This is a genomic window from Halorussus marinus, from assembly GCF_004765795.1.
Lineage (GTDB): Archaea > Halobacteriota > Halobacteria > Halobacteriales > Haladaptataceae > Halorussus > Halorussus marinus.
In genome coordinates this window covers 313535-332624 of the sequence record NZ_SBIV01000004.1, presented here as the reverse complement: position 1 = coordinate 332624, position 19090 = coordinate 313535, and the positions used below count along the sequence as shown (strand labels likewise).

The window sequence follows — 19090 nt, the reverse complement described above, 5'->3', positions numbered from 1 at the left end:
TTATTTCGGACAATATGCAGTAGATTCCCGAAACCGTCGAACGCCCGGAACGCCTAAGACGTTCGTCACTCATGTAGCGATTGTGACTGGTCCCGACATCGATATCGACGCGACGCACGACCTCTACGTCGGCGGCGAGTGGTCGCCGGCCGCCGACGGCGGCCGCTTCGAGACCGAAAACCCCGCGACCGGCGAGCCGATCGCCGAGGTGGCGTCGGCGACCGCCGCCGACGTCGACCGGGCGGTCGCGGCGGCCCGCGACGCCTTCCCGGCGTGGCGCGACACCGCGCCCGACGAGCGGGGACGGATCGTCCACCGAATCGGCCGACTCGTCCGCGAGCACGCCGACGAACTCGCCGCGATCGAGAGCCTCGATCAGGGCAAACCGGTCTCGCAGGCCCGAAGCGACGTCGAGGGGGCCGCCCGGTACTTCGAGTACTACGCGGGGGCGGCCGACAAGCTCGAGGGCCGGAGCGTCCCGGTCGGCCCCGAGCAGGTCGATTTCACTCTCCGGGAGCCCTACGGGGTGAGCGCCCAGATCACGCCGTGGAACTTCCCGGGGAACCTCTTTGCCCGCGGGGTCGCCCCTGCGTTAGTCGCGGGCAACACCGCGGTAGTCAAGCCGGCCGAGCAGACGCCGCTCTCCTCGCTCCGGCTCGCCGAACTGTGCGCCGAGGCGGGCGTCCCCGACGGCGTTGTCAACGTCGTCACCGGATTCGGCGATCCCGCCGGTGCGGCGCTCTCGGGCCACGCCGGCGTGGACACCATCACGTTCACCGGGAGCGTCCGGACCGGCACCGAGATCATGCGACAGGCCGCGGGGAACGTGACGCCGGTCACCCTCGAACTCGGCGGCAAGAACCCGGCGATCGTGTTCCCCGACGCCGACCTCGACGCGGCGGCCGACTGGATCGCCAAGGGGATCTTCACGAACGCGGGGCAGGTGTGCTCTGCGGCCGACAGGGTCCTCGTCCACGAGTCGGTCCGCGAGGACCTCCTCGATCGACTCGTCGAGCGCGCCGAGAGCTACGAGCTCGGGCCCGGGCGCGCGGACCCCGACATGGGCCCGCTCGCGTCCGAAGCGCAGTTCGAGAAGGTGCGGAACTACGTCGACCTCGGCCGCGAGGAGGGCGCGACGCTGGCCGCCGGCGGGGGGACGCCCGACCGGGAGGGGTACTTCGTCGAGCCGACGGTGTTCACCGACGTCGAACACGACATGCGGATCGCCCGCGAGGAGATCTTCGGCCCGGTGCTCTCGGTGATCTCCGTCGCCGACGAGGCCGAGGCGCTCCAAGTCGCGAACGACGTGGAGTACGGGCTGGTCGCCGGCGTGTTCACGAGCGACGTCACGCGGGCCCACCGGTTGGCCGGGCGGCTGGCGGCCGGCAACGTCTACGTCAACAAGTGGTTCGGCGACACGAACCAGACGCCGTTCGGGGGGTACAAGCAGAGCGGCATCGGCCGCGAGAAGGGGTTGGAGGCGCTCGATTCGTACCTCCAGACGAAGAACGTCGCGGTGAACCTCGCCGACGGCGACGGCGCCGACCTGCCGGGCGCCTGACCCCCACCGGCTCGCGGCGGTCGCCGTCGGCTCGGACCGTCAGCGCGCGGCCGGACGTTAGACAATTTCCACCGTCGCCGCCGATCTGGAAAACGCGAGTCGGAATACGCCGTTCGAACAGAACACAGTGTCAAAACCACTATCTATAATAGGTCGCCGTGTAACGTGTCGTGTGAACGTGTAGCAAAACCTGGGGCGGCCGCCGGCGCGTCGCCGCGATCGCCGTCGGTCGCGCACCGGCGTCCGTCGACGGCCGCCTCGCAGTCGAACGCCTCGATCCACACCATGACCACCCAAGACCCGGAGATCGACGCGGAGCTGACCGAGATCATCGCAGAACTGGTATCGCGCGAGACCGAGAACCCGCCCGGCAACGAGCGCCGAGCCGCCGAGTACGTCCACGAGTGGCTGACCGACCGCGGCGTCGACGCCGAACTGGTCTCAGAGCCCTACGAGGACCGCCCGCAGGTCGCGGCCCGCGTCGGCGAGGGCGACCCGACCGTGGTGCTCAACGGCCACATCGACGTGGTGCCGGCGGGCGACCGCGAGGAGTGGTCGCGGCCGCCCTACGGCGCCGAGGTCGAAGACGGCCGGCTGTACGGCCGGGGGAGCGCCGACATGAAGACCGGCGTCGCGGTCGGAATGAAAGCGCTCGCGGATCTGAAAGCGCCGATCGAGTCCGGCGAGCTCGGAGGCTCGCTCGCGTTTCAGGCCGTGATCGGCGAGGAGACGGCCGAGCCCGGCACGAAGACGCTCCTCGAACGCGGCCACGACGGCGACTACGGGGTCGTCCTCGAACCGACCGGGATGCGGACCGCGACCAGCGAGAAGGGGCTGGCGTGGTACGAGATCACGGTCGCCGGCGAGCCCTCCCACGCCAGCCGGCCGACACAGGGCGACAACGCCATCTCGAACGCCCGACCGGTGCTGGCGGCGCTCGAAGCCTACGACGACCGGATCGGCGAGCGCGAAGACGACCTCGTCGGACGGGCTCACGCCACCGTCACCCAGATCGAGGCCGGCACCAAGGAGAACGTCGTGCCCGAGGACGCCGTCATCACCGTCGATCGGCGGTTCCTCCCCGACGAGTCGGCCGACCAGGTCGACGCCGAGATCGACGACCTGCTCGCGGAGGTCGAGGCCGACCACGGCGTCGAGACGTCGTGGCGCCGGACTCGGACCTACGAGTCGGCCGCGATCGACCCGGACAGCCGGCTCGCGGACGTCTTTCGGGAGGCGTCGGCCGAGCGCGCCGACGTCCCGACCGACCCGTGGGGCGTGAAGGCCTCGACCGACGTGCGGAACTTCGTCAACGACGCGAGCATCGAGGCGATCACCTGGGGACCGGGCGACCTCGCGCAGGCCCACACCTACGACGAGCACGTCGAACTGGCCGACGCGACCGCGGGCCTGCGAGCGCTCGAAGACGCGCTTGGAACGCTCCTCGACGAGTAACGCCGCCGGTCGGGGTTTCGCCCCGCTCTGAGAGTGAGAGAGTAAGTGAACTGTGTTCTCTCATCTCGCTCGAATCGCTCCGTTATCCGATCTATATCGAGTCTATTTTGACTCCGTTCGGAACTTTGATACTCGCGCGTACTCAATCCGACCTCATGACAGTTGATGGCAAGGTCGCGGCGATCACGGGAGCCGGATCCGGGATGGGTCGAGCGACCGCGCGGCTGTTCGCCGAGCGCGGCGCGGACGTGGCGGTCGTCGACGTCGACGGCGAGGCGGCGACCGAAGCCGCCGAAGCGATCGACGACGCCGCCGACGGCTCGGCGATACCGGTGACCGCGGACGTCTCGGACCCCGACGACGTCGCGGCGTTCGTCGACCGAACCGTCGGAGCGTTCGGCCGACTCGACGTCCTCCACAACAACGCGGGCGTCCCCCAGGAGTCGACGCCCGTCGAGGACGTGACCGAAGCGACGTGGGACCGCGTTCAGGACGTGAACCTCAAGAGCGCGTTCCTCGGGGCGAAACACGCGGTCCCCCACATGCGCGAGCAGGGCGGCGGCGTCATCCTCAACACGGCCTCGACGGCGGGGATCCGCCCGCGGACCGGGCTCTCGGCCTACTGCGCCTCGAAGGGCGGGATGATCACGCTGACCAAGCAGTTGGCCCACGAACTGGCCGACGACGACATCCGGGTCAACGCCGTCTGCCCGGTGGCGACCGACACCGAGATGCTCCCGGCGTTCGCGGCCGGCGATCTGAGCGTCGACTCGATGCGCGAGACCATCCCGCTCGGGCGACTGGCCGACCCCGAGGACGTCGCCCACGCGGCGGCGTTCCTCGCGAGCGACGAGGCCGCGATGGTGACCGGCACCGCGCTCGAAGTCGACGGCGGGAGGGACGTCTGATGGTCTCGAAGGCCGAGATCCACGCCGCGGTCGACGATCGGCGATCGGAGCTGGTCGAGTTCCTCCGGGAGTTCGTCGCGATCGAGACCGAGAACCCGCCGGGGCGCAACTACCGCGAGGGCGCGTCGTTCCTCGGGGCGGCGTTGGCCGAGCGCGGCTACGAGGTCGAGACCGTCGAGGTGCCCGAGGCGGTCGTCGCCGAGCACTATCCGGACCGGACCGACCACGAGCGCGTGAACGTCCTCGGGCGCAAGGAGGGCGCGTCGTCGGGTCCCGACGTCCACTTCACGGGCCACTTCGACGTCGTCCCCGCGGGCGAGGACTGGCGGTACGACCCCTACGATCCGGTCGTCGAGGACGGCCGGGTCTACGGGCGCGGGACCAGCGACATGAAGGCGGGCATCGTCGCCAGCCTGTTCGCGATCGACGCGCTCGAAGCCGCGGGCGTCGACCTCCGGGGGTCGGTCACCCAGAGCATGACCGTCGACGAGGAGACCGGCGGGTTCACCGGCCTCGGCTATCTGGTCGAGGAGGGGTACGTCGCCGCGTCGAACACCGACTACTGCGTCTACACCGAGTGTTTCGACTCCTCGCGGGTCTGTCTGGGCCACCGCGGCGTCCTGAAGTTTCGCGTCACCGCCCACGGGTCGAAGGCCCACGGCTGTATGGCCCACGACGGGGCGAACGCCATCGGAGCGATGCACGAGTTCCTCGCCCGCGTCGACGAGTACGAGGACGACCTCCACGAGCGTACCACCGACCTCCCGGTCACGCCGCCCGAGTCCCGGCGCGCGGACATCTCGGCGACGATGCTCGACGCCGGCTACTCGGAGAACGTCGTCCCGGACCGGTGTAAGGCCACCTTCTACCGCGTGCTCGTGCCGGGCGAGACCGTCGAGAGCGCCCGCGAAGAGATCCGGGACCTGCTGGCCGCCTCCGAGGCCGAGACCGGCGAGCGGTTCGAGTACGACGAGATCATGTTCGCCGAGCCCGCGAGCGTGCCCGCCGACTGCACCGCGAGTCAGACGTACACCGAGAACATTCTGGACTTCTACGAGGACACCGACCCGGTCGTCTCGCCGGGGTCGGACGACCAGCGGTTCGTGGTCAACGACGCGGGCATCGAGGAGTGTATCGTCTACGGGCCGGGACTGCTCGAACAGGCCCACGTCGTCGACGAGCACGTCCCCGTCGAGGAGATCGTCACCGCGGCGAAGGTGATGGCGGCCTCGACCGCCGACCTGATGGGCGCGACCGAGTGACCGCCGCCCGAATCGGTCGGAACGCGGGTGTGGGCGTTCCCCCGGAGTAAAATACTTATTTACATAACAGCTCTCTCACTGCATGGCGGAAACGCTCACGGCGCTCTCCCAGCGGGACGAAGCGTTCTGGGTCGGGTTGGCCCTGTTCGTCCTCGGAGTACTCGCTCCCGAAACGTTCTCGCTCGGAGGCGTCGGACTCTCGCGGGGTCTGGTCGTCGTTGGCGGAGGGATCCTCCTCACGAGAGTGCTCGTCGGGGGCTTCCGAATCCTCAAAACGACGATAGAGGCGGGAGTGGGCGGCTATCGCGAGGGGAAACAGGACGAGAGATAGAACCGCGCTACCGCCCACTCGTCTCGGCCGCGGTTCTGAAAAACCGACCCGAATCGGCACCGACCCGGCGATCGCCGGTCTACGGGCTCACGCGTCGGGCCACCGCTCGATGTAGACGGTCTTGTCGGTGTAGAAATGGATCATGTCTTCGCCCTGCGCGTGGAGGTCGCCGAAGAACGAGTCCTTCCGGCCGCCGAAGTGGAAGAACGCCATCGGCGCGGCGGTGCCGGCGTTGACCCCGAGGTTCCCGACGTCGGCCTCGTGGCGGACCTTCTTGGCGTCGGCCCCGCTGGCGGTGAAGAGGCTCGCGGCGTTCCCGAAGTCGCTACGGTTGAGCACCTCGATCGCCTCGTCGACGTCCTCGACCGCCATCAGCCCCATCACGGGGCCGAAGATCTCCTCGCGGGCGATCGTCATCTCGGGGTCGACGTCGCCGAACACGGTCGGCCCGAGGAAGTTGCCCCCCTCGTAGCCCTCGACTTCGACGTCTCGGCCGTCGAGCAGGAGATCGGCGCCCTCGTCGACGCCGGTCGCGATCAGGTCTCGGACCCGCGCCTCGTGGTCGGGCGTGATGAGCGCGCCGATGTCGGTGTCGTCGTCGAGCCCGTAGCCGACCGTCTGGGCCCGCGCCTCTTCGAGCACCCGGTCGACGAACTCCTCGTAGACGCCTTCCTCGACGACCACCACGTCGTTGGCGAGACAGCGCTCGCCGCCGCACGCACACGCCGAGGAGACGGTCTTCTTCGCCGCGAAGTCGAGGTCGGCGGTCTCGGTCACGACGATGTGGTTTTTCGCGCCGCCCTGGGCCTGGACGCGCTTACCGCTCGCGGCGGCCCGCTCGTAGACGTGCTCGGCGACCGGCGTCGACCCGACGAACGACGCGCCCTCGATGCCGTCGTGGTCGAGCAGCGCGTTCACCGTGTCGACGCTCCCGTGGACGAGCTGGACGACGCCGTCGGGGAACCCCGCCTCGTCGATCAGCTCGAACAGCCGCTGGGCGACGACCGGATCCTGCTCGCTTGGCTTGAGCACGAACGCGTTGCCGGTCGCGACCGCGTACGGCAGGAACCACAGCGGAATCATGCCGGGGAAGTTGAACGGCGTGATCGCCGCGAACACGCCAAGCGGCTTGCGGACCGCGGTCTCGTCGATGCCGGGCGCGGCGTTCGGGAGGTGGCCGGCCTGCATCATCGACGGGACCCCGCAGGCGACCTCGACGTTCTCGATGCCCCGTCGGAGCTCGCCTTTCGCCTCCGGGAACGTCTTGCCGTGCTCGCGGACCAGCACCTCCGCGAGCTCGTCCTGGTGGGCTTCGAGCAGTTCTTTGAGCGCGAACAGCGGCTGGATGCGCTCTTCGACCGGCGTCGACTGCCACGATTCGAACGCCTCCCGGCCGGCGTCGACGGCGGCGTCGACGTCGTCGCCGGAGCTGAAGCCGACCCGGGCGAGCGTCTCGCCGGTCGCCGGGTCGACCACGTCTTGGCCGTCGTTCGACGGTCGTCGCCACTCGCCGTCGACGTAGTTCTGTACGTCGTCCCACGGTGGGGTGGTATCTAGTGACATCGTACGTTGATGGCTCTCGCTTCTCCCCAATAAGTCTTCCCGACAGCGTCCGCTCTGAGCGGACTCGGACGGACGAAATACCTCTCGGAGATTGATTCGTGGGAAATTGTACTTCATATCTCGATCTATCCAAAGATTAATCAAATCGGGACACTAGTTCTCATCCGACGATGTCAGAGCAAGAGCCCGCCCCGACCGACGGTCTCAACGAGGTCGAAGCCACCGACCGCGAGCACGTCTTCGGAACGTGGTCGTTCCAGAGCGAGGTCCGGCCGACCGAAGTGACCCACGCCGAGGGCGTCCGGTTCACCGACGCCGACGGCGAGGAGTTCATCGACTTCTCGAGCCAGCTCATGTGCTCGAACCTCGGCCACTCCGCCGAGAAGGTCGAGGACGCGATCGCCGAACAGGTCGCCGACGCGGCGTACGTCTCCCCGGGCTACACCACCGAGGCCCGGGCGAAACTCGGCGAGAAGCTCGCGGCGGTCACGCCCGGCGACCTCTCGAAGACGTTCTTCTCGACCAGCGGGACCGAGGCGGTCGAGGCCGCGATCAAGATCGCGCGCTTCTACACCGGCAAGCAGAAGATCCTCTCGCGGTACCGATCGTACCACGGCGCCACCTACGGCTCGATCAGCGTCACCGGCGACCCCCGCCGGCTCGCCTCCGAGCCCGGGATCCCGGGGACGATCAAGGCGCCCGACCCCTACGCCTACGGCTCGACGCTCGACCCGATGGAGAGCGTCGAGTACATCGACGAGATGCTCGAACTCGAAGGCGACACGGTCGCGGCGATCCTGGTCGAACCGATCGTCGGCTCGAACGGCATTCTGGTGCCGCCCGAGGAGTACCTCCCCCGGCTCAAGGAGATCGCCCACGACCACGGCGCCCTGCTCGTCGTCGACGAGGTGATGAGCGGGTTCGGCCGCACCGGCGAGTGGTTCGGCGCCGACGTGTTCGGCGTCGAACCCGACATCATGACGATGGCGAAGGGGCTGACCGGCGCCTACCAGCCGCTCGGGGCGACGATCGTCACCGACGAGATCGCGGCCCACTTCGAGGACGAGATGCTCTGTCACGGCCACACCTACTCGGGCCACCCCGCGGCGGTCGCGGCCGGCCTCGCGGCGGTCGAGACCTACGAGGAGCAGAACCTCATCGAGCGCGCGAGCGAGGTCGGCGCGTACCTCGGCGACCGGATCGACGACCTCGCCGACCGTCACCCCAGCGTGGGCGAGGCCCGCGGGGTCGGGCTGTTCCGGGGCATCGAACTCACGAGCGACCCCGACGAACGGGTCCCGTTCGGCGAGCGCGCCGACAAGGTGAGCAAGGGGACCACGGTCGTCGACGAGGTCGCCGCGGCCGCGTACGACCGCGGCACCTACGTCGCGAACATGATCAACACCCTGATCGTCGCGCCGCCGCTCACGATCACCGAGGACGAGATCGACGAGGCGATCGACGCGCTCGACGCCGCCCTCGACGTCTCGGACGACGCGATGGATCGGTAGCCGGCCCGACGACGACGGGATCGCACGCGCCGCCCCACGTCGCGGCCGGGCTCGGCGCCGGTCCGTCCGGGCCGGACGCTCGACAACGGGGCTTTCTTGATCGAACGCCTCTAACTGTCGCCCATGAACGACGCACTCCGGGCGGCGCCCGATCTCGACGAGACGGATCTCGCCATCCTCGAGCGAGTCGAGGCGGACTTCGACGTCAGCTTAGAGACGCTGGCCGACGAACTCGACCTCTCGAAGTCGGCCATCCACTACCGGCTGAACAAGCTCAAGGACAACGGCGTCATCCAGGGGGTCACCGCCGACGTCGACCCCATGGCGTTCGGGCTCGAGATGGTGTCGATCACCGACGTCTCGGTCACCCACGAGCAGGGGTACTCCGAGGATATCGGCGAGTCGCTGTCGGCCATCGACGGCGTCGAGCAGGTCTTCTACACGATGGGCGACGTCGACTTCGTGGTGATCAGTCGGGTCCAGAGCCGCGAACAGCTCAACGACCTCGTCGAGCGCATGGTGGCGCTCGAGGGCGTCAACGAGACGTCGTCGCGGTTCGTGATGCGCGAGTTCGACGGCCCGACCTCGGTCACGGGCAACCTCACCGACGACGCCCGCGAGACAGTCCTCCAGCCGTCCTCGCAATGAGCCGGACGCTCGATCACGTCCCGTTCGCGTGGCACGACCTCGAGGAGATCACCGCCGAGTTCGACCGGCTCGGACTCGCGCCCGACTACGGCGGCGTCCACGACAACGGACACACCCACATGGCGGTGCTCGGGTTCGACGACCGATCGTACGTCGAACTCATCGCCGAGCGCGAACCCGGCGACCACGACTTCTGGCCGCGACACATCCGCGCCGACGCGGGGCCGGCGGCGTGGTGCGTCCGGGTCCCCGACGTCGCGGCCGAGTGCAAGCGCGTGATCGAGGCGGGCCGGCCGATCCGGGGCCCGCTGTCCGACTCGCGCGAACGCGAGGACGGCACGCTGGTCGAGTGGGACCGCGCCGAGTTCGGAGCGCCCGACGAGCGCCGCCTGCTCCCGTTCGCCATCGAGGACCGGACGCCGCTGTCGTCCCGGATCGCGCCGAGCGACAGCGTCGCGGGCGGCCCCCTGACGGGAATCGGACAGGTCGTGCTCGCGGTCCCGGACCTCGACGCGGCCGAGCGGACGTTTCGGGACCTCTATCGCTATCCCCGGTCGATCCGCGAGCAGGTCGCGGGCTTCGGGACGGTCGCGTCGTTCCCCGGCCGGCCGGTGGCGCTCGCGGCCCCCGACGGGACGGCGTGGCTCGACGACCGACTGGCCGACTTCGGGGCGGGCCCGTGTGCGTGTCTGCTCGCGACCGACGACCTGACGGCCGCCCGCGAGGCGGCCCCGCTCGGCGAGCCGACCTCGTGGCCCGAGGGCCGGGTGGCGTTTTTCGACAGCGATATGTTGGGATCGCGACTCGGCGTCGTCGAACGGACGTAGTCACTCGGGTCCGACGCTCACTCGCCGAGGACCGCCCGCAAGACTCGCACCGAGTTGTCCCTAAGGATCCGGGCGACCGCGTCGTCGCCGAACCCCCGCTCGGCGAGTCGGGCGCCGAGGTCGGCCACGTCGGCGTCGCCCCGGAGGCCCTCGACCGGCATCGGATCTGGGAGCCGCGCCCGTTCGGCGTCCGAGAGGAACGGCCGGAGGTACTCCACGAAGTCGAACCCGACGCCGACGTGGTCCGGGCCGACGACGTCGACGGCGTGCTCGACGTGGTCGAGGTAGTCCTCGACCGTCGACCCCTCGCCCGGCGCGGCCAGAAACCATCCGACGGCGGTGAGCCCGACCACCCCGCCCGCGTCGGCGACGGCCGCGAGCTGGTCGTCGGTGAGGTTCCGGGGGTGGTTCCGGAGCGCCCGGCAGTTCGAGTGGGAGGCGATCACCGGCCCGTCGGCGAACTCCAACACGTCCCAGAACCCCGGCTCGTTCAGGTGCGAGACGTCGACGAGGACGCCCAGTTCGTCCGCTCGCTCGACGACCTCGACGCCGAACGCCGAGAGCCCGCCCGGCGTCCCGGATCGCGTCGGCGCGAAGAAGCTCCCGTCGCCGGCCGCGTTCCGCCGGCTGTGAGTCAGCGTCAGCACGCGCAGGCCGAGCCGGTAGAACGCATCGAGCATCGAGCGATCGCCCTTCAGCGCCTCGGCGCCCTCCATGCCGAGGACGAGCGCGTGGCGGTCGCGCTCGGCCGCCGCGTCGAGGCCTTCGGCGGTCGTCGCGAGCGACAGTTGCTCGGTCTCCTCGACCTCTTTGCGGATCGCCTCGACCGCCCCGAGCGCCCGTCGGAGCGCCAGTTCGGGCAGGTACGTCTCGTCGACGTAGACGGCGACGACTCGCCCCGCGATTCCGGCCGCCGCCATCTCGGGGCGGAACTCGTCGGCGATCACCCGGCGGCGCCCCGCGGCCCGCTCCCGGACCACCGCGTAGGGGATGTCCGAGTGGAGATCGAAGCATCTGTGGTCTCGGCTCATCGGCGCGTCCCCCTTCGATCGGCGGGCGCTCGCGTCCGCGAACGCGCCGGACGCCGCTCGGCCCTACTCATCGTCGGCCTCCGAGCGCGATTCGTCGACCGCCTCGTCGTGGAGGTAACACGCCGAGTGGTGGCCGTCCTCGATGTCGTAGAACTCCGGCGGCGCCTCCTCGCAGACCGGCCCGATCTTCTCGGGACACCGCGTCTGGAACCGACACCCCTCCGGCGGGTTCTCGGGGCTCGGCGGCGCGCCCTCCAGGAAGATCCGGTCCCGATCGACCGCGGGGTCCGGGTCCGGAACGGCCGACAACAGCGCCCGAGTGTAGGGGTGCTGTGGGTTCTCGAACACGTCCTCGGACTCGCCGATCTCGACGATCTTCCCGAGGTACATCACCGCGAGCCGGTCGCAGATGTACCGCACGACGCTGAGGTCGTGAGAGATGAACAGGTAGGTGAGCCCGTACTCGTCCTGGAGGTCGTCGAGGAGTTCGAGGATCTGAGCCTGCACGCTCACGTCGAGCGCGCTCACGGGCTCGTCACAGACCACGAAGTCGGGATCGACGCTCAGCGCGCGGGCGATCCCGACGCGCTGGCGCTGTCCCCCCGAGAACTCGTGGGGGTAGCGGTCGTAGTAGCTCCGGTCGAGACCCACCTGATCGAGCAGTTCCTTGGCGCGGGCCTCCCGATCGGCCCTGTCGCCGACGTCGAGCACGTTCATCGGCTCGGTGATGATGTCGCCGATCACCATCCGGGAGTCGAGGTTCGAGTGGGGGTCCTGGAAGATCATCTGCATCTGCTCGCGCATCGGCCGGAACTGCCCGTCCGAGAGGTCGGTGATCGGCCGGCCGTCGTAGTAGATCTCCCCCGCGGTCGCGTCGTGGAGCTTCAACAGGGTCTCGCCCAGCGTCGTCTTCCCGCACCCGCTCTCGCCGACCAGCCCCATCGTCTGGCCGGCCGGGATGTCGAACGAGACGCCGTCGACCGCCTTGACCCGACGGACGTTCCCGAGGAGCCGATCGACGAGCCCCTGATTGCTCTCGTAGTACTTCTCGAGCCCTCGGACGCTCACCAGCGCGTCCTCGGCGGCCTCTCGGTCGCGGTCGCGCTCCCGATCGGTCACGGTCATTCGCCGGCACCTCCTCGGCGGCGGTCGGCCGCGCGGTCGTCCCCGCCGGTCAGCCGCCCGATCAGTTCTGGGTCCGGGTCGACCTCGGCCGCGCTCCCCGGTTCGTCCCGGGGCTCGGGATAGAGGTGACACGCGACCCGGCCGCCGTCTCGCTCGACTTCCTCCGGGTGGTGCCGATCGCAGTCGGCCATCGCGGCCGGACACCGCGGGTGGAACCGACACCCGGACGGCGGGTCGATGCCGCTCGGCATCTGGCCCTCGATGCTCGCGAGGCTGTCGGTCTTCTCGCGGGCGCTCGGGATGCTGTTGACCAGCCCGTACGTGTAGGGGTGGCGGGGCGCGTCGTAGATGCGCTCGACCGGAGCGACCTCGGCCATCCGCCCCGCGTACATCACCCCGACGCGATCGCACACCTCCGAGATGACGCTCAGGTCGTGGGTGATCAGGACCACCGACATGTCGTGGTCCTCCTGAAGGCGGTCGATCAGATCGAGGATGGTGGCCTCGATGGTCACGTCGAGGGAGGTAGTGGGCTCGTCGGCGATCAGCAGCGACGGGTTGTTCGCCAGCGCCATCGCGATCATCGCTCGCTGTTGCATCCCGCCCGAGAACTGGTGGGGGTACTCGGTCGCCCGCTCGCCGGGGTCGGGAATCCCGACCAGTTCGAGCATCTCGACCGCCCGGTCCCACGCCTCCTCGTCCGAGACGTCGCGGTGGATCCGGACGGGTTCGGCGACCTGCCGGCCGACCGTGTGGACAGGATTGAGCGACTGCTCGGGGTCCTGGAAGATCATGCCGATCTCGTTGCCCCGCACGCGCTGGAGTTCGGGACCCGACATCGAGAGGACGTCCTCGCCCCGGAACCGGACCGACCCGTCGACGATCTCGCCCGGCGGCGTCTGGATCAGTTTCAGGATCGACATCGCGGTCACGCTCTTGCCGGCGCCCGACTCGCCGACCAGCCCGAACGCCTCGCGCTCGCCGACCCGGAACGACACCCCGTCGACGGCCCGGACCGTGCCCTGCTCGGTGTGGAAGTGGACGGTCAGATCCTCGACGTCCAGCAGGGGCGGGTCGTCGGTCATGCTATCGCACCCGCTCCGTGTTCCGCGGGTCCAGCGCGTCCCGTAGCCCGTCGCCGAAGATGTTGGCCGCGAGCACCACGATCATGATCGCCACGCCCGGGAACGTCGAGATCCACGGCGCCTGCAACAGGTACGACCGACCGTTCGCGAGCATGTACCCCCACGACGGCTTCGGTGGCTGGATCCCCAGCCCGAGGAAGTTGAGCCCGCTCATGATGAGGATCGCGCTCGCGAGGTTGATCGTCGTCTGGACGATCAGCTCCGAGATCCCGTTCGGGATGACGTGCTTGAAAAGGATGTAGCGTCTGGTCCCGCCGGAGGTGCGGGCGGCCTTGATGAACTCCTCCTCGCGGAGCGACAGCGCGTTCGACCGGATGACCCGCGCGAACTGCGGGGTGAACACGACCGCGACCGCGAACGCGGCGTTGTACATGTTGATGCCGAACGTCGCCATCATCACGATCGCGAGGATCAGCGACGGGAACGCGAACACGACGTCCATCCCCCGCATCAGCGCCTCGTCGATCCAGCCGCCGTAGAAGCCGGCGGCCGCGCCGATGATCGTGCCCAGCACCGACGAGATGCCGACCGCGATCAGCGCCAACAGGAGGGTGTTGCGCGCGCCGAACACGATCCGCGAGAGCACGTCGCGGCCGTACATGTCGGTTCCGAGGAGGTGGGCGGTGCTCGGGCCGGCAAGCGCCGGCCCGACGAACTGTTCGAGCGGGTCGTAGGGCGCGATCACGGGCGCCGCGACCGCGACGAAGACGACCGCGACCAGCGTCGCGGCGCCGACGAGTCCGCCCCGGTGGCGCGCGAGACTCGACAGGATCCGTCGGTGGCGCCCCGAGAGGACGCCGCCGAGCGCCGATTCGTCGTCGGTGTCCGCTGACTCGACCGGTTGTGTCTGTTGGGCCATGGCTCAGTCGTACCTGATCTTCGGATTGATGAACGTGTAGAGGACGTCGACGAGGAGGTTCATGAACACCATCACGGTCACGATCACCAGCGTCAGTCCCTGCACCGTCGGGTAGTCGAACTTGTGGACCGCGCGGATCAGCAGGCGCCCGAGGCCGCCGATCCCGAACACCGTCTCGGTCAGCACGCTGCCCGCCAACAGCAGTCCCAACTGCATGCCGAGGACGGTCAGGATCGGCAGGAAGGCGTTTTGGAGCGCGTGGCCGGTGATGATCTCGCGCTCGCTGACGCCCTTCGAGCGGGCCGTCCTGATGTAGTCCTGATTGAGGACGTCGAGCATCGCCGATCGGGTGAGTCGGACGGTGAGCGCGGTGATGCTGGTCCCGAGCGCGATCGCCGGCAGCGTGAGGTGGTGGAGCCGATCGAAGACGGTTCCGTCGACCGCGAACCCCGAGCTCGGGAACCACCCCAAAAAGTACGAAAACAGCAGTATCAGCATGATCCCCTGCCAGAAGACCGGCATCGACACGCCCGAGAGGGCGACGATGGTGGTGACGTAGTCGACCTTCGTGTACTGCTTGACCGCGCTGACGATACCGGCCGGGATGCCGACGGCCATCGAGATCAGCCACCCCGAGAGCGCGAGCTGGAGCGTGATCGGGTACCGCTCGACGATCATCTCGGTCACGGGCCGGCGGAACGTGAACGACCGCCCGAGGTCGCCGTGGAGCGCGTCCCACAGCCACAGCAGGTACTGCTTCCATAGCGGCTCGTTGAGGTGGAAGATCTGGCGGATGTTGCGGATCGTCTCCTCGGACGCCCGGCGCTGTCCGAGGATGAGTCTCGCGGGGTCGCCCGGCGCGAGGTGGAGCATCAGGAAGATGAGCAAGGTCGCGCCGATGACGACCGGAACGAGCAACAGGAGCCGTCGCAGGACGTAGCGTGCCAGACCCATGCTGAAGCGAACCGAGAGCGGTTACTGGGGACCGACCCGAGCGCCGACGTCCTGCCAGTACCACATCGGCGTCACCTCGGGGAACGACAGCGACTCGTTGACCCCGAACCCCTGCTCGACGAGCACGCCCCAGATGGCCGGCACGTCGTCGTGGACGATCTCCTGAATCCGCTTGTACAGCTCCTCGCGTTCGGCCTCGTCGGTCGTGGTCCGGGCCTGTTCGAGCAGGTCGTCGACCTCGCCGTTCTCGTACCACGACTCGTTGTTGTTCGGCGGCCAGAACTCGGAGTTGTACTGCGAGTACAGCTGTCCGTCCGGATCCGGGTAGTCCGAGCCCCACCCGTCGTACTGGATGTCGTACTCCCCGTTCTCGATGCGCGGGAGCAGCTGCTCGTAGGGCATCTGGTTGACGTTGACCTCCACCCCGAGCGCGTCGCGCCACTGCTCTTGGACGATGACCGCGACTCGGGCCTGCGTGCCCTGCGTGGCGATGAACTCGATCGGCCGGTCGATCCCGCCGCTCTGGTCGTAGAGCTCCTGGGCCCGCTCGGGGTCGTGGCCGTACAGGTCGAGCTCGTCGTTGTGCCACCGCATGTTCTGGGGGAGCGGCCCCTGCTGGCGGACCGCCGTCCCGAAGTAGACGTTCTCGATTATCTGGTCCCAGTTGGTGGCGTACGCGAGCGCCTGTCGGAGCTGTTTGTCCGACTGCCAGGGCTCGCGCTGGTTCTGCATCGAGAGCTTGTACTCGAGGAACGTCGTCCCCCGGTCGATGCGGGCGTTGCCCATGTTCGACACCTGCTGCCACTGCTGGGGCGGCAGGTTCCCCACGACGTCGTGTTCGCCCGTGCTGAGACCGGTCACCCGTGAGGAGCCCTCGGGCACGATGCTGAACGTGATCCCGTCGGCCATCGGGAGGTCGTCGTTCCAGTAGTCGTCGTGGCGGACGAGCTCGATCTGGTTGCCCTGGCTCCACGACTCGACCGCGAACGGCCCGCTACCGACGGTCGTCCCCGGGTTCCGCCCGAAGTCGACGCCGTGTTCGTCCATCGCCGAGGCCGGCCCGATCCCCACGAACCCGGGCATGTACCGCCAGACCGCAGACTGCTCGGCGAGGTTGAATCGGACGGTCCGCTCGTCGACGACCTCGATGCCGTCGTCGCCCTCCTGGACGTTCTCGAGCGCCCATGAGAGCGGCGAGGCGACGTCCGGGTTCCGTATCCGCTCGAAGCTCGCCTTCACGTCGCCCGCCGTGACCGGCTCGCCGTTGTGGAACGTCGCGTCCCGGAGTTCGTACACGTAGGAGGTGTCGCCCTCGGTCTCGACGTTCGACGCCAGCCAGTTCGTGAGCTCCGGCGGGTCGTCGTAGGTGTAGGTGACCAGCGTGTCCCAGACGTTGTTGGTCACCTTGTTGGTCGTAAAGTCGTACGCGAGCGCGAAGTCCATCGCCACGATCGACTCCTGGAGCGCGTACGAGAGCTGGCTCCCGTCCTGAGTCGCCCTTGCCGCGTCGTTTGTCGCCCCACCGTTCCCCGACACCCCGGCGATTCCCGTCACCCCGACTGCCCCAGCAGCGCCGATTGCTCTGAGACATGCACGACGGTCGTACTCTCCCATTTCGTGCATAGGTACCACTCCACACATCTCCTGTTAAAACTACGGGTAAATCGACGGCGGAGCCGACGTTTCACTTTCGGGACCTCGCGGGGAGTATTACCGGCGGCGGTCTAAGACTTATCCCCGGGCTCGCGTGATACTCCGTCCCGGACGGTGAAAGGAACTCGACGCGGCCGCGTCGGCGTCGGTCGTCCGGCGCAACGCTTAATTGTGGGCTCGCGCTGGTCAACGCTATGGGAGAGGTTACCGGAGAGGGCCCCCGCACAGGGGAGAGCCGACAGCCCACGCAGTTCACCCTGAAGATCTGGCACCCGAACTGCTGGACCCTCCGGACGACGGCGGCGGTCGACGCGGGGCTGATCGCCCACAGCGTCCACGAGTTCGACGGGCTGGTCAACGCCCGGATGACGGCCCACGCCGATCGCAACGCCCGGATCGACGCGCTCGTCGCCGCGATCGACGAGTCGGCGCTGACCCACCGGGTCGAGCGGGTACAGACCTACTTCAATCCGAGCCTCCGCACCGAGGCGGCCGGCAACGTGACCGAGGAGCTTCTGGTGCGCTACGAGCCCGAAAACAGCATCCACGACGCGTTCCTCTCGCGGGGGTTCCTCCCCGACGAGGAGATCCGGATTCGTGACGGCTACGAGTACTGGACCGTCATCGTCACCGCCTCGCGGTCGACGATCGAGACCCGCCTCGACGAGATCCGCCGCGAGATGGACGCCGAGATCACCGTTCAGGGGATGAAATCGCCCGACGCCGAGCCGACCGCCGCGGCGGCGGGCGACCGACTCTCCGAGCGCCAGCGCGAGATATTCGAACTCGCCCGGCGTCGGGGCTACTACGAGTGGCCCCGAGAGACGTCGGCGACCGACCTCGCGGCCGAACTCGACGTGACCAAGCCCACGGTGCTCGAACACCTCCGGAAGGCCGAGGCGAAACTACTCGACCCGGAGTGACCGGCCCTTCTATGGTAGGTCGCATCTATATGCGGCTCCGTTGGTAGTTCTCTCGTGTAATATGTCAACTGGTACCAGTGGGGACGACGCGGGACTGTTCGAGCGACTCGCAAGCGGCCCGTTCGGGACGATCGTCCTCCCGGCGATAATCCTCCAGTCGGTGCTCATCGGCGGCGGGTACGCCACCGGCCGGGAGATCGTGACCTACGGCGCGAAGTACGGCGCGGCGGGCTGGCTCGCCGTGGTCGGCATCTGGATCGGGTTCACGGTGATGGCCGTGCTCACCTTCGAGGTCGCGAGGACCTTCGGCGCGTACGACTACAAGCGCTTTATCAGACAGCTCATCGGTCGGTTGTGGCCGGCGTTCGACCTGCTGTTCGTCGTGATGGCGGTGCTGGTGATCGCGATCATGGCGTCGGCGGCGGGCAACATCATGGAGCAGACGATCGGCGTCCCCTACCTCGCGGGGGTCAGCGCGGTCGTCGCGGTGGTCGGGGTGCTCAGCTACGCCGGCGAGTCGCTCATCGAGCGGTTCAAGACCGGCGGGACGGCGTTCCTCTATCTGGCCTACCTCGTGTTCGGCGCGCTGGTGCTGTCCCAGACGTGGGGCGACGTCACCGCGGTGTTCGCGGCGGGCGACACCTCCTACGTCGGCGAGGCCGACGCGCTGTCGGTCCTGCAGTCGGGGATCCTCTACGTGGGTTACAACCTCGTGGTCTTCCCGGCGGTGTTCTTCGCGCTCGACCGTCAGACGAGCCGGCGGGAGTCGGTCGTCTCCGGGGTGCTCGCGGGCGCGCTGATGACGATCCCGTTCGCGCTGACGTACGTCTCGTTCATGGGCTTTTACCCCGCGGAGGGCGTGATGGGCGCCGCCGTCCCGTGGCTACCGGTGCTCGAACGCGTCGGCGGCCCCGGCCTGATCGCGTTCTACGGGGTCGTGATGGGGTGGACGCTGATCGAGACCAGCGTCGGGCTCATCCACGCGCTGGTCGATCGCCTCGACGAGAACATCGCGGACGTGGCCGTCGGCCCGCTCGACGGCCAGACCGGGCTCTCGAAGCTCCAGCGCGGCGGGCTGGCGGTCGCCGTCCTCGTCGGGGCGCTGGTGCTGTCGCGGGTCGGCATCGTCGCGCTGGTCGCACAGGGGTACACCACGATGGCGTACCTCTTCATCGCGCTGTTCGCGGTCCCCCTGCTCACCGTCGGGGTGCTCCGCATCCGGAACCCCGACTGGGGATCGAGCGTGCTGGGAACCGGCGAGGTGGCCGCCGGCACGGCCCGGTCGGACGACTGAGCGCCGGGCGAGCCGGTCTCGCTCGGTCGGACCCTTCTAT

The 19090-nt window shown here is 68.7% G+C and carries 17 protein-coding genes; 10 read left to right on the top strand and 7 right to left on the bottom strand.

The annotated features are described in order from the left end of the window. Positions 1-79 precede the first annotated feature (79 nt). From EPY72_RS10725 to EPY72_RS10705, 5 genes are all read left to right on the top strand, one after another. Positions 80-1561: an aldehyde dehydrogenase family protein gene (locus EPY72_RS10725; protein ID WP_394346146.1), complete on the top strand. Its 1482-nt coding sequence runs from the start codon at positions 80-82 to the stop codon at positions 1559-1561. A gap of 306 nt (positions 1562-1867) precedes the next feature. Next, the gene (locus EPY72_RS10720) at positions 1868-3016 is read left to right on the top strand and encodes a M20 family metallopeptidase (protein ID WP_135806434.1); all 1149 of its coding nucleotides are present in this window, start codon (positions 1868-1870) and stop codon (positions 3014-3016) included. Positions 3017-3171: 155 nt separating this feature from the next. Then, on the top strand, positions 3172-3924 hold the full coding sequence (locus EPY72_RS10715; RefSeq protein ID WP_135806402.1) for an SDR family oxidoreductase: 753 nt from the start codon (positions 3172-3174) through the stop codon (positions 3922-3924). Then, positions 3924-5186 (top strand): ArgE/DapE family deacylase, encoded by a 1263-nt coding sequence (locus tag EPY72_RS10710; protein ID WP_135806401.1) that lies wholly within the window; start codon positions 3924-3926, stop codon positions 5184-5186. Before EPY72_RS10715 ends, EPY72_RS10710 begins: the two co-directional genes overlap by 1 nt. Positions 5187-5268: 82 nt before the next feature. Beyond that, on the top strand, positions 5269-5517 hold the full coding sequence (locus tag EPY72_RS10705) for a hypothetical protein (protein WP_134671771.1): 249 nt from the start codon (positions 5269-5271) through the stop codon (positions 5515-5517). Positions 5518-5604: 87 nt separating this feature from the next. Here the strand turns inward: EPY72_RS10705 and EPY72_RS10700 are convergent, their stop codons facing one another. Further along, complete coding sequence (locus tag EPY72_RS10700) at positions 5605-7080, bottom strand: CoA-acylating methylmalonate-semialdehyde dehydrogenase (RefSeq protein WP_135806400.1); 1476 nt, start codon at positions 7078-7080, stop codon at positions 5605-5607. Positions 7081-7250: 170 nt separating this feature from the next. Between EPY72_RS10700 and EPY72_RS10695 the strand changes: the two genes are divergently transcribed. The 3 genes from EPY72_RS10695 to EPY72_RS10685 all read left to right on the top strand — a co-directional run bounded on the left by EPY72_RS10695 (position 7251) and on the right by EPY72_RS10685 (position 10066). Further along, positions 7251-8591, top strand: a complete 1341-nt coding sequence (locus EPY72_RS10695) for an aminotransferase family protein (RefSeq protein ID WP_135806399.1) — start codon at positions 7251-7253, stop codon at positions 8589-8591. A gap of 123 nt (positions 8592-8714) precedes the next feature. After that, complete coding sequence (locus EPY72_RS10690) at positions 8715-9239, top strand: Lrp/AsnC family transcriptional regulator (protein WP_134671774.1); 525 nt, start codon at positions 8715-8717, stop codon at positions 9237-9239. After that, positions 9236-10066 (top strand): VOC family protein, encoded by an 831-nt coding sequence (locus EPY72_RS10685; protein WP_135806398.1) that lies wholly within the window; start codon positions 9236-9238, stop codon positions 10064-10066. The genes EPY72_RS10690 and EPY72_RS10685 overlap by 4 nt, the downstream gene beginning before the upstream one ends. A 17-nt stretch (positions 10067-10083) precedes the next feature. On the opposite strand, the gene EPY72_RS10680 is transcribed toward EPY72_RS10685, so the two are convergent. The 6 genes from EPY72_RS10680 to EPY72_RS10655 form a co-directional block, all read right to left on the bottom strand. Then, entirely contained in the window at positions 10084-11097 is a 1014-nt protein-coding gene (locus EPY72_RS10680) for a dipeptidase (protein ID WP_135806397.1), read from the bottom strand. 63 nt (positions 11098-11160) lie between these two features. Further along, positions 11161-12222: an ABC transporter ATP-binding protein gene (locus EPY72_RS10675; protein ID WP_134671777.1), complete on the bottom strand. Its 1062-nt coding sequence runs from the start codon at positions 12220-12222 to the stop codon at positions 11161-11163. Then, positions 12219-13307 (bottom strand): ABC transporter ATP-binding protein, encoded by a 1089-nt coding sequence (locus EPY72_RS10670; protein WP_135806396.1) that lies wholly within the window; start codon positions 13305-13307, stop codon positions 12219-12221. The genes EPY72_RS10675 and EPY72_RS10670 overlap by 4 nt, the downstream gene beginning before the upstream one ends. A 1-nt stretch (position 13308) precedes the next feature. Beyond that, positions 13309-14226: an ABC transporter permease gene (locus EPY72_RS10665; RefSeq protein WP_134671779.1), complete on the bottom strand. Its 918-nt coding sequence runs from the start codon at positions 14224-14226 to the stop codon at positions 13309-13311. Between the two features lie 3 nt (positions 14227-14229). Next, positions 14230-15180, bottom strand: coding sequence for an ABC transporter permease (locus EPY72_RS10660; RefSeq protein WP_209019627.1), 951 nt, complete (start codon positions 15178-15180; stop codon positions 14230-14232). A 21-nt stretch (positions 15181-15201) separates the two neighbouring features. Beyond that, positions 15202-16803 carry an ABC transporter substrate-binding protein gene (locus EPY72_RS10655; RefSeq protein ID WP_167599480.1) on the bottom strand — a complete coding sequence of 534 codons (1602 nt, stop codon included), beginning with the start codon at positions 16801-16803 and terminating at the stop codon, positions 15202-15204. Positions 16804-17027: 224 nt separating this feature from the next. Between EPY72_RS10655 and EPY72_RS10650 the strand changes: the two genes are divergently transcribed. Further along, positions 17028-17756: a helix-turn-helix domain-containing protein gene (locus EPY72_RS10650; protein WP_134671781.1), complete on the top strand. Its 729-nt coding sequence runs from the start codon at positions 17028-17030 to the stop codon at positions 17754-17756. 61 nt (positions 17757-17817) lie between these two features. Continuing rightward, complete coding sequence (locus EPY72_RS10645; RefSeq protein WP_135806395.1) at positions 17818-19050, top strand: YkvI family membrane protein; 1233 nt, start codon at positions 17818-17820, stop codon at positions 19048-19050. Positions 19051-19090 lie beyond the last annotated feature (40 nt).

What these genes read in the sequence shown, in the direction of transcription:
- EPY72_RS10645 (WP_135806395.1), top strand. Translation starts at nt 17,818, where the DNA reads ATGTCAACTGGTACCAGTGGGGACGACGCGGGACTGTTCGAGCGACTC.
- EPY72_RS10675 (WP_134671777.1), bottom strand. Translation starts at nt 12,222, where the DNA reads ATGACCGTGACCGATCGGGAGCGCGACCGCGACCGAGAGGCCGCCGAG.
- EPY72_RS10705 (WP_134671771.1), top strand. Translation starts at nt 5,269, where the DNA reads ATGGCGGAAACGCTCACGGCGCTCTCCCAGCGGGACGAAGCGTTCTGG.
- EPY72_RS10715 (WP_135806402.1), top strand. Translation starts at nt 3,172, where the DNA reads ATGACAGTTGATGGCAAGGTCGCGGCGATCACGGGAGCCGGATCCGGG.
- EPY72_RS10665 (WP_134671779.1), bottom strand. Translation starts at nt 14,226, where the DNA reads ATGGCCCAACAGACACAACCGGTCGAGTCAGCGGACACCGACGACGAA.
- EPY72_RS10670 (WP_135806396.1), bottom strand. Translation starts at nt 13,307, where the DNA reads ATGACCGACGACCCGCCCCTGCTGGACGTCGAGGATCTGACCGTCCAC.
- EPY72_RS10685 (WP_135806398.1), top strand. Translation starts at nt 9,236, where the DNA reads ATGAGCCGGACGCTCGATCACGTCCCGTTCGCGTGGCACGACCTCGAG.
- EPY72_RS10660 (WP_209019627.1), bottom strand. Translation starts at nt 15,180, where the DNA reads ATGGGTCTGGCACGCTACGTCCTGCGACGGCTCCTGTTGCTCGTTCCG.
- EPY72_RS10680 (WP_135806397.1), bottom strand. Translation starts at nt 11,097, where the DNA reads ATGAGCCGAGACCACAGATGCTTCGATCTCCACTCGGACATCCCCTAC.
- EPY72_RS10700 (WP_135806400.1), bottom strand. Translation starts at nt 7,080, where the DNA reads ATGTCACTAGATACCACCCCACCGTGGGACGACGTACAGAACTACGTC.
- EPY72_RS10695 (WP_135806399.1), top strand. Translation starts at nt 7,251, where the DNA reads ATGTCAGAGCAAGAGCCCGCCCCGACCGACGGTCTCAACGAGGTCGAA.
- EPY72_RS10690 (WP_134671774.1), top strand. Translation starts at nt 8,715, where the DNA reads ATGAACGACGCACTCCGGGCGGCGCCCGATCTCGACGAGACGGATCTC.
- EPY72_RS10710 (WP_135806401.1), top strand. Translation starts at nt 3,924, where the DNA reads ATGGTCTCGAAGGCCGAGATCCACGCCGCGGTCGACGATCGGCGATCG.
- EPY72_RS10650 (WP_134671781.1), top strand. Translation starts at nt 17,028, where the DNA reads ATGGGAGAGGTTACCGGAGAGGGCCCCCGCACAGGGGAGAGCCGACAG.
- EPY72_RS10655 (WP_167599480.1), bottom strand. Translation starts at nt 16,803, where the DNA reads ATGCACGAAATGGGAGAGTACGACCGTCGTGCATGTCTCAGAGCAATC.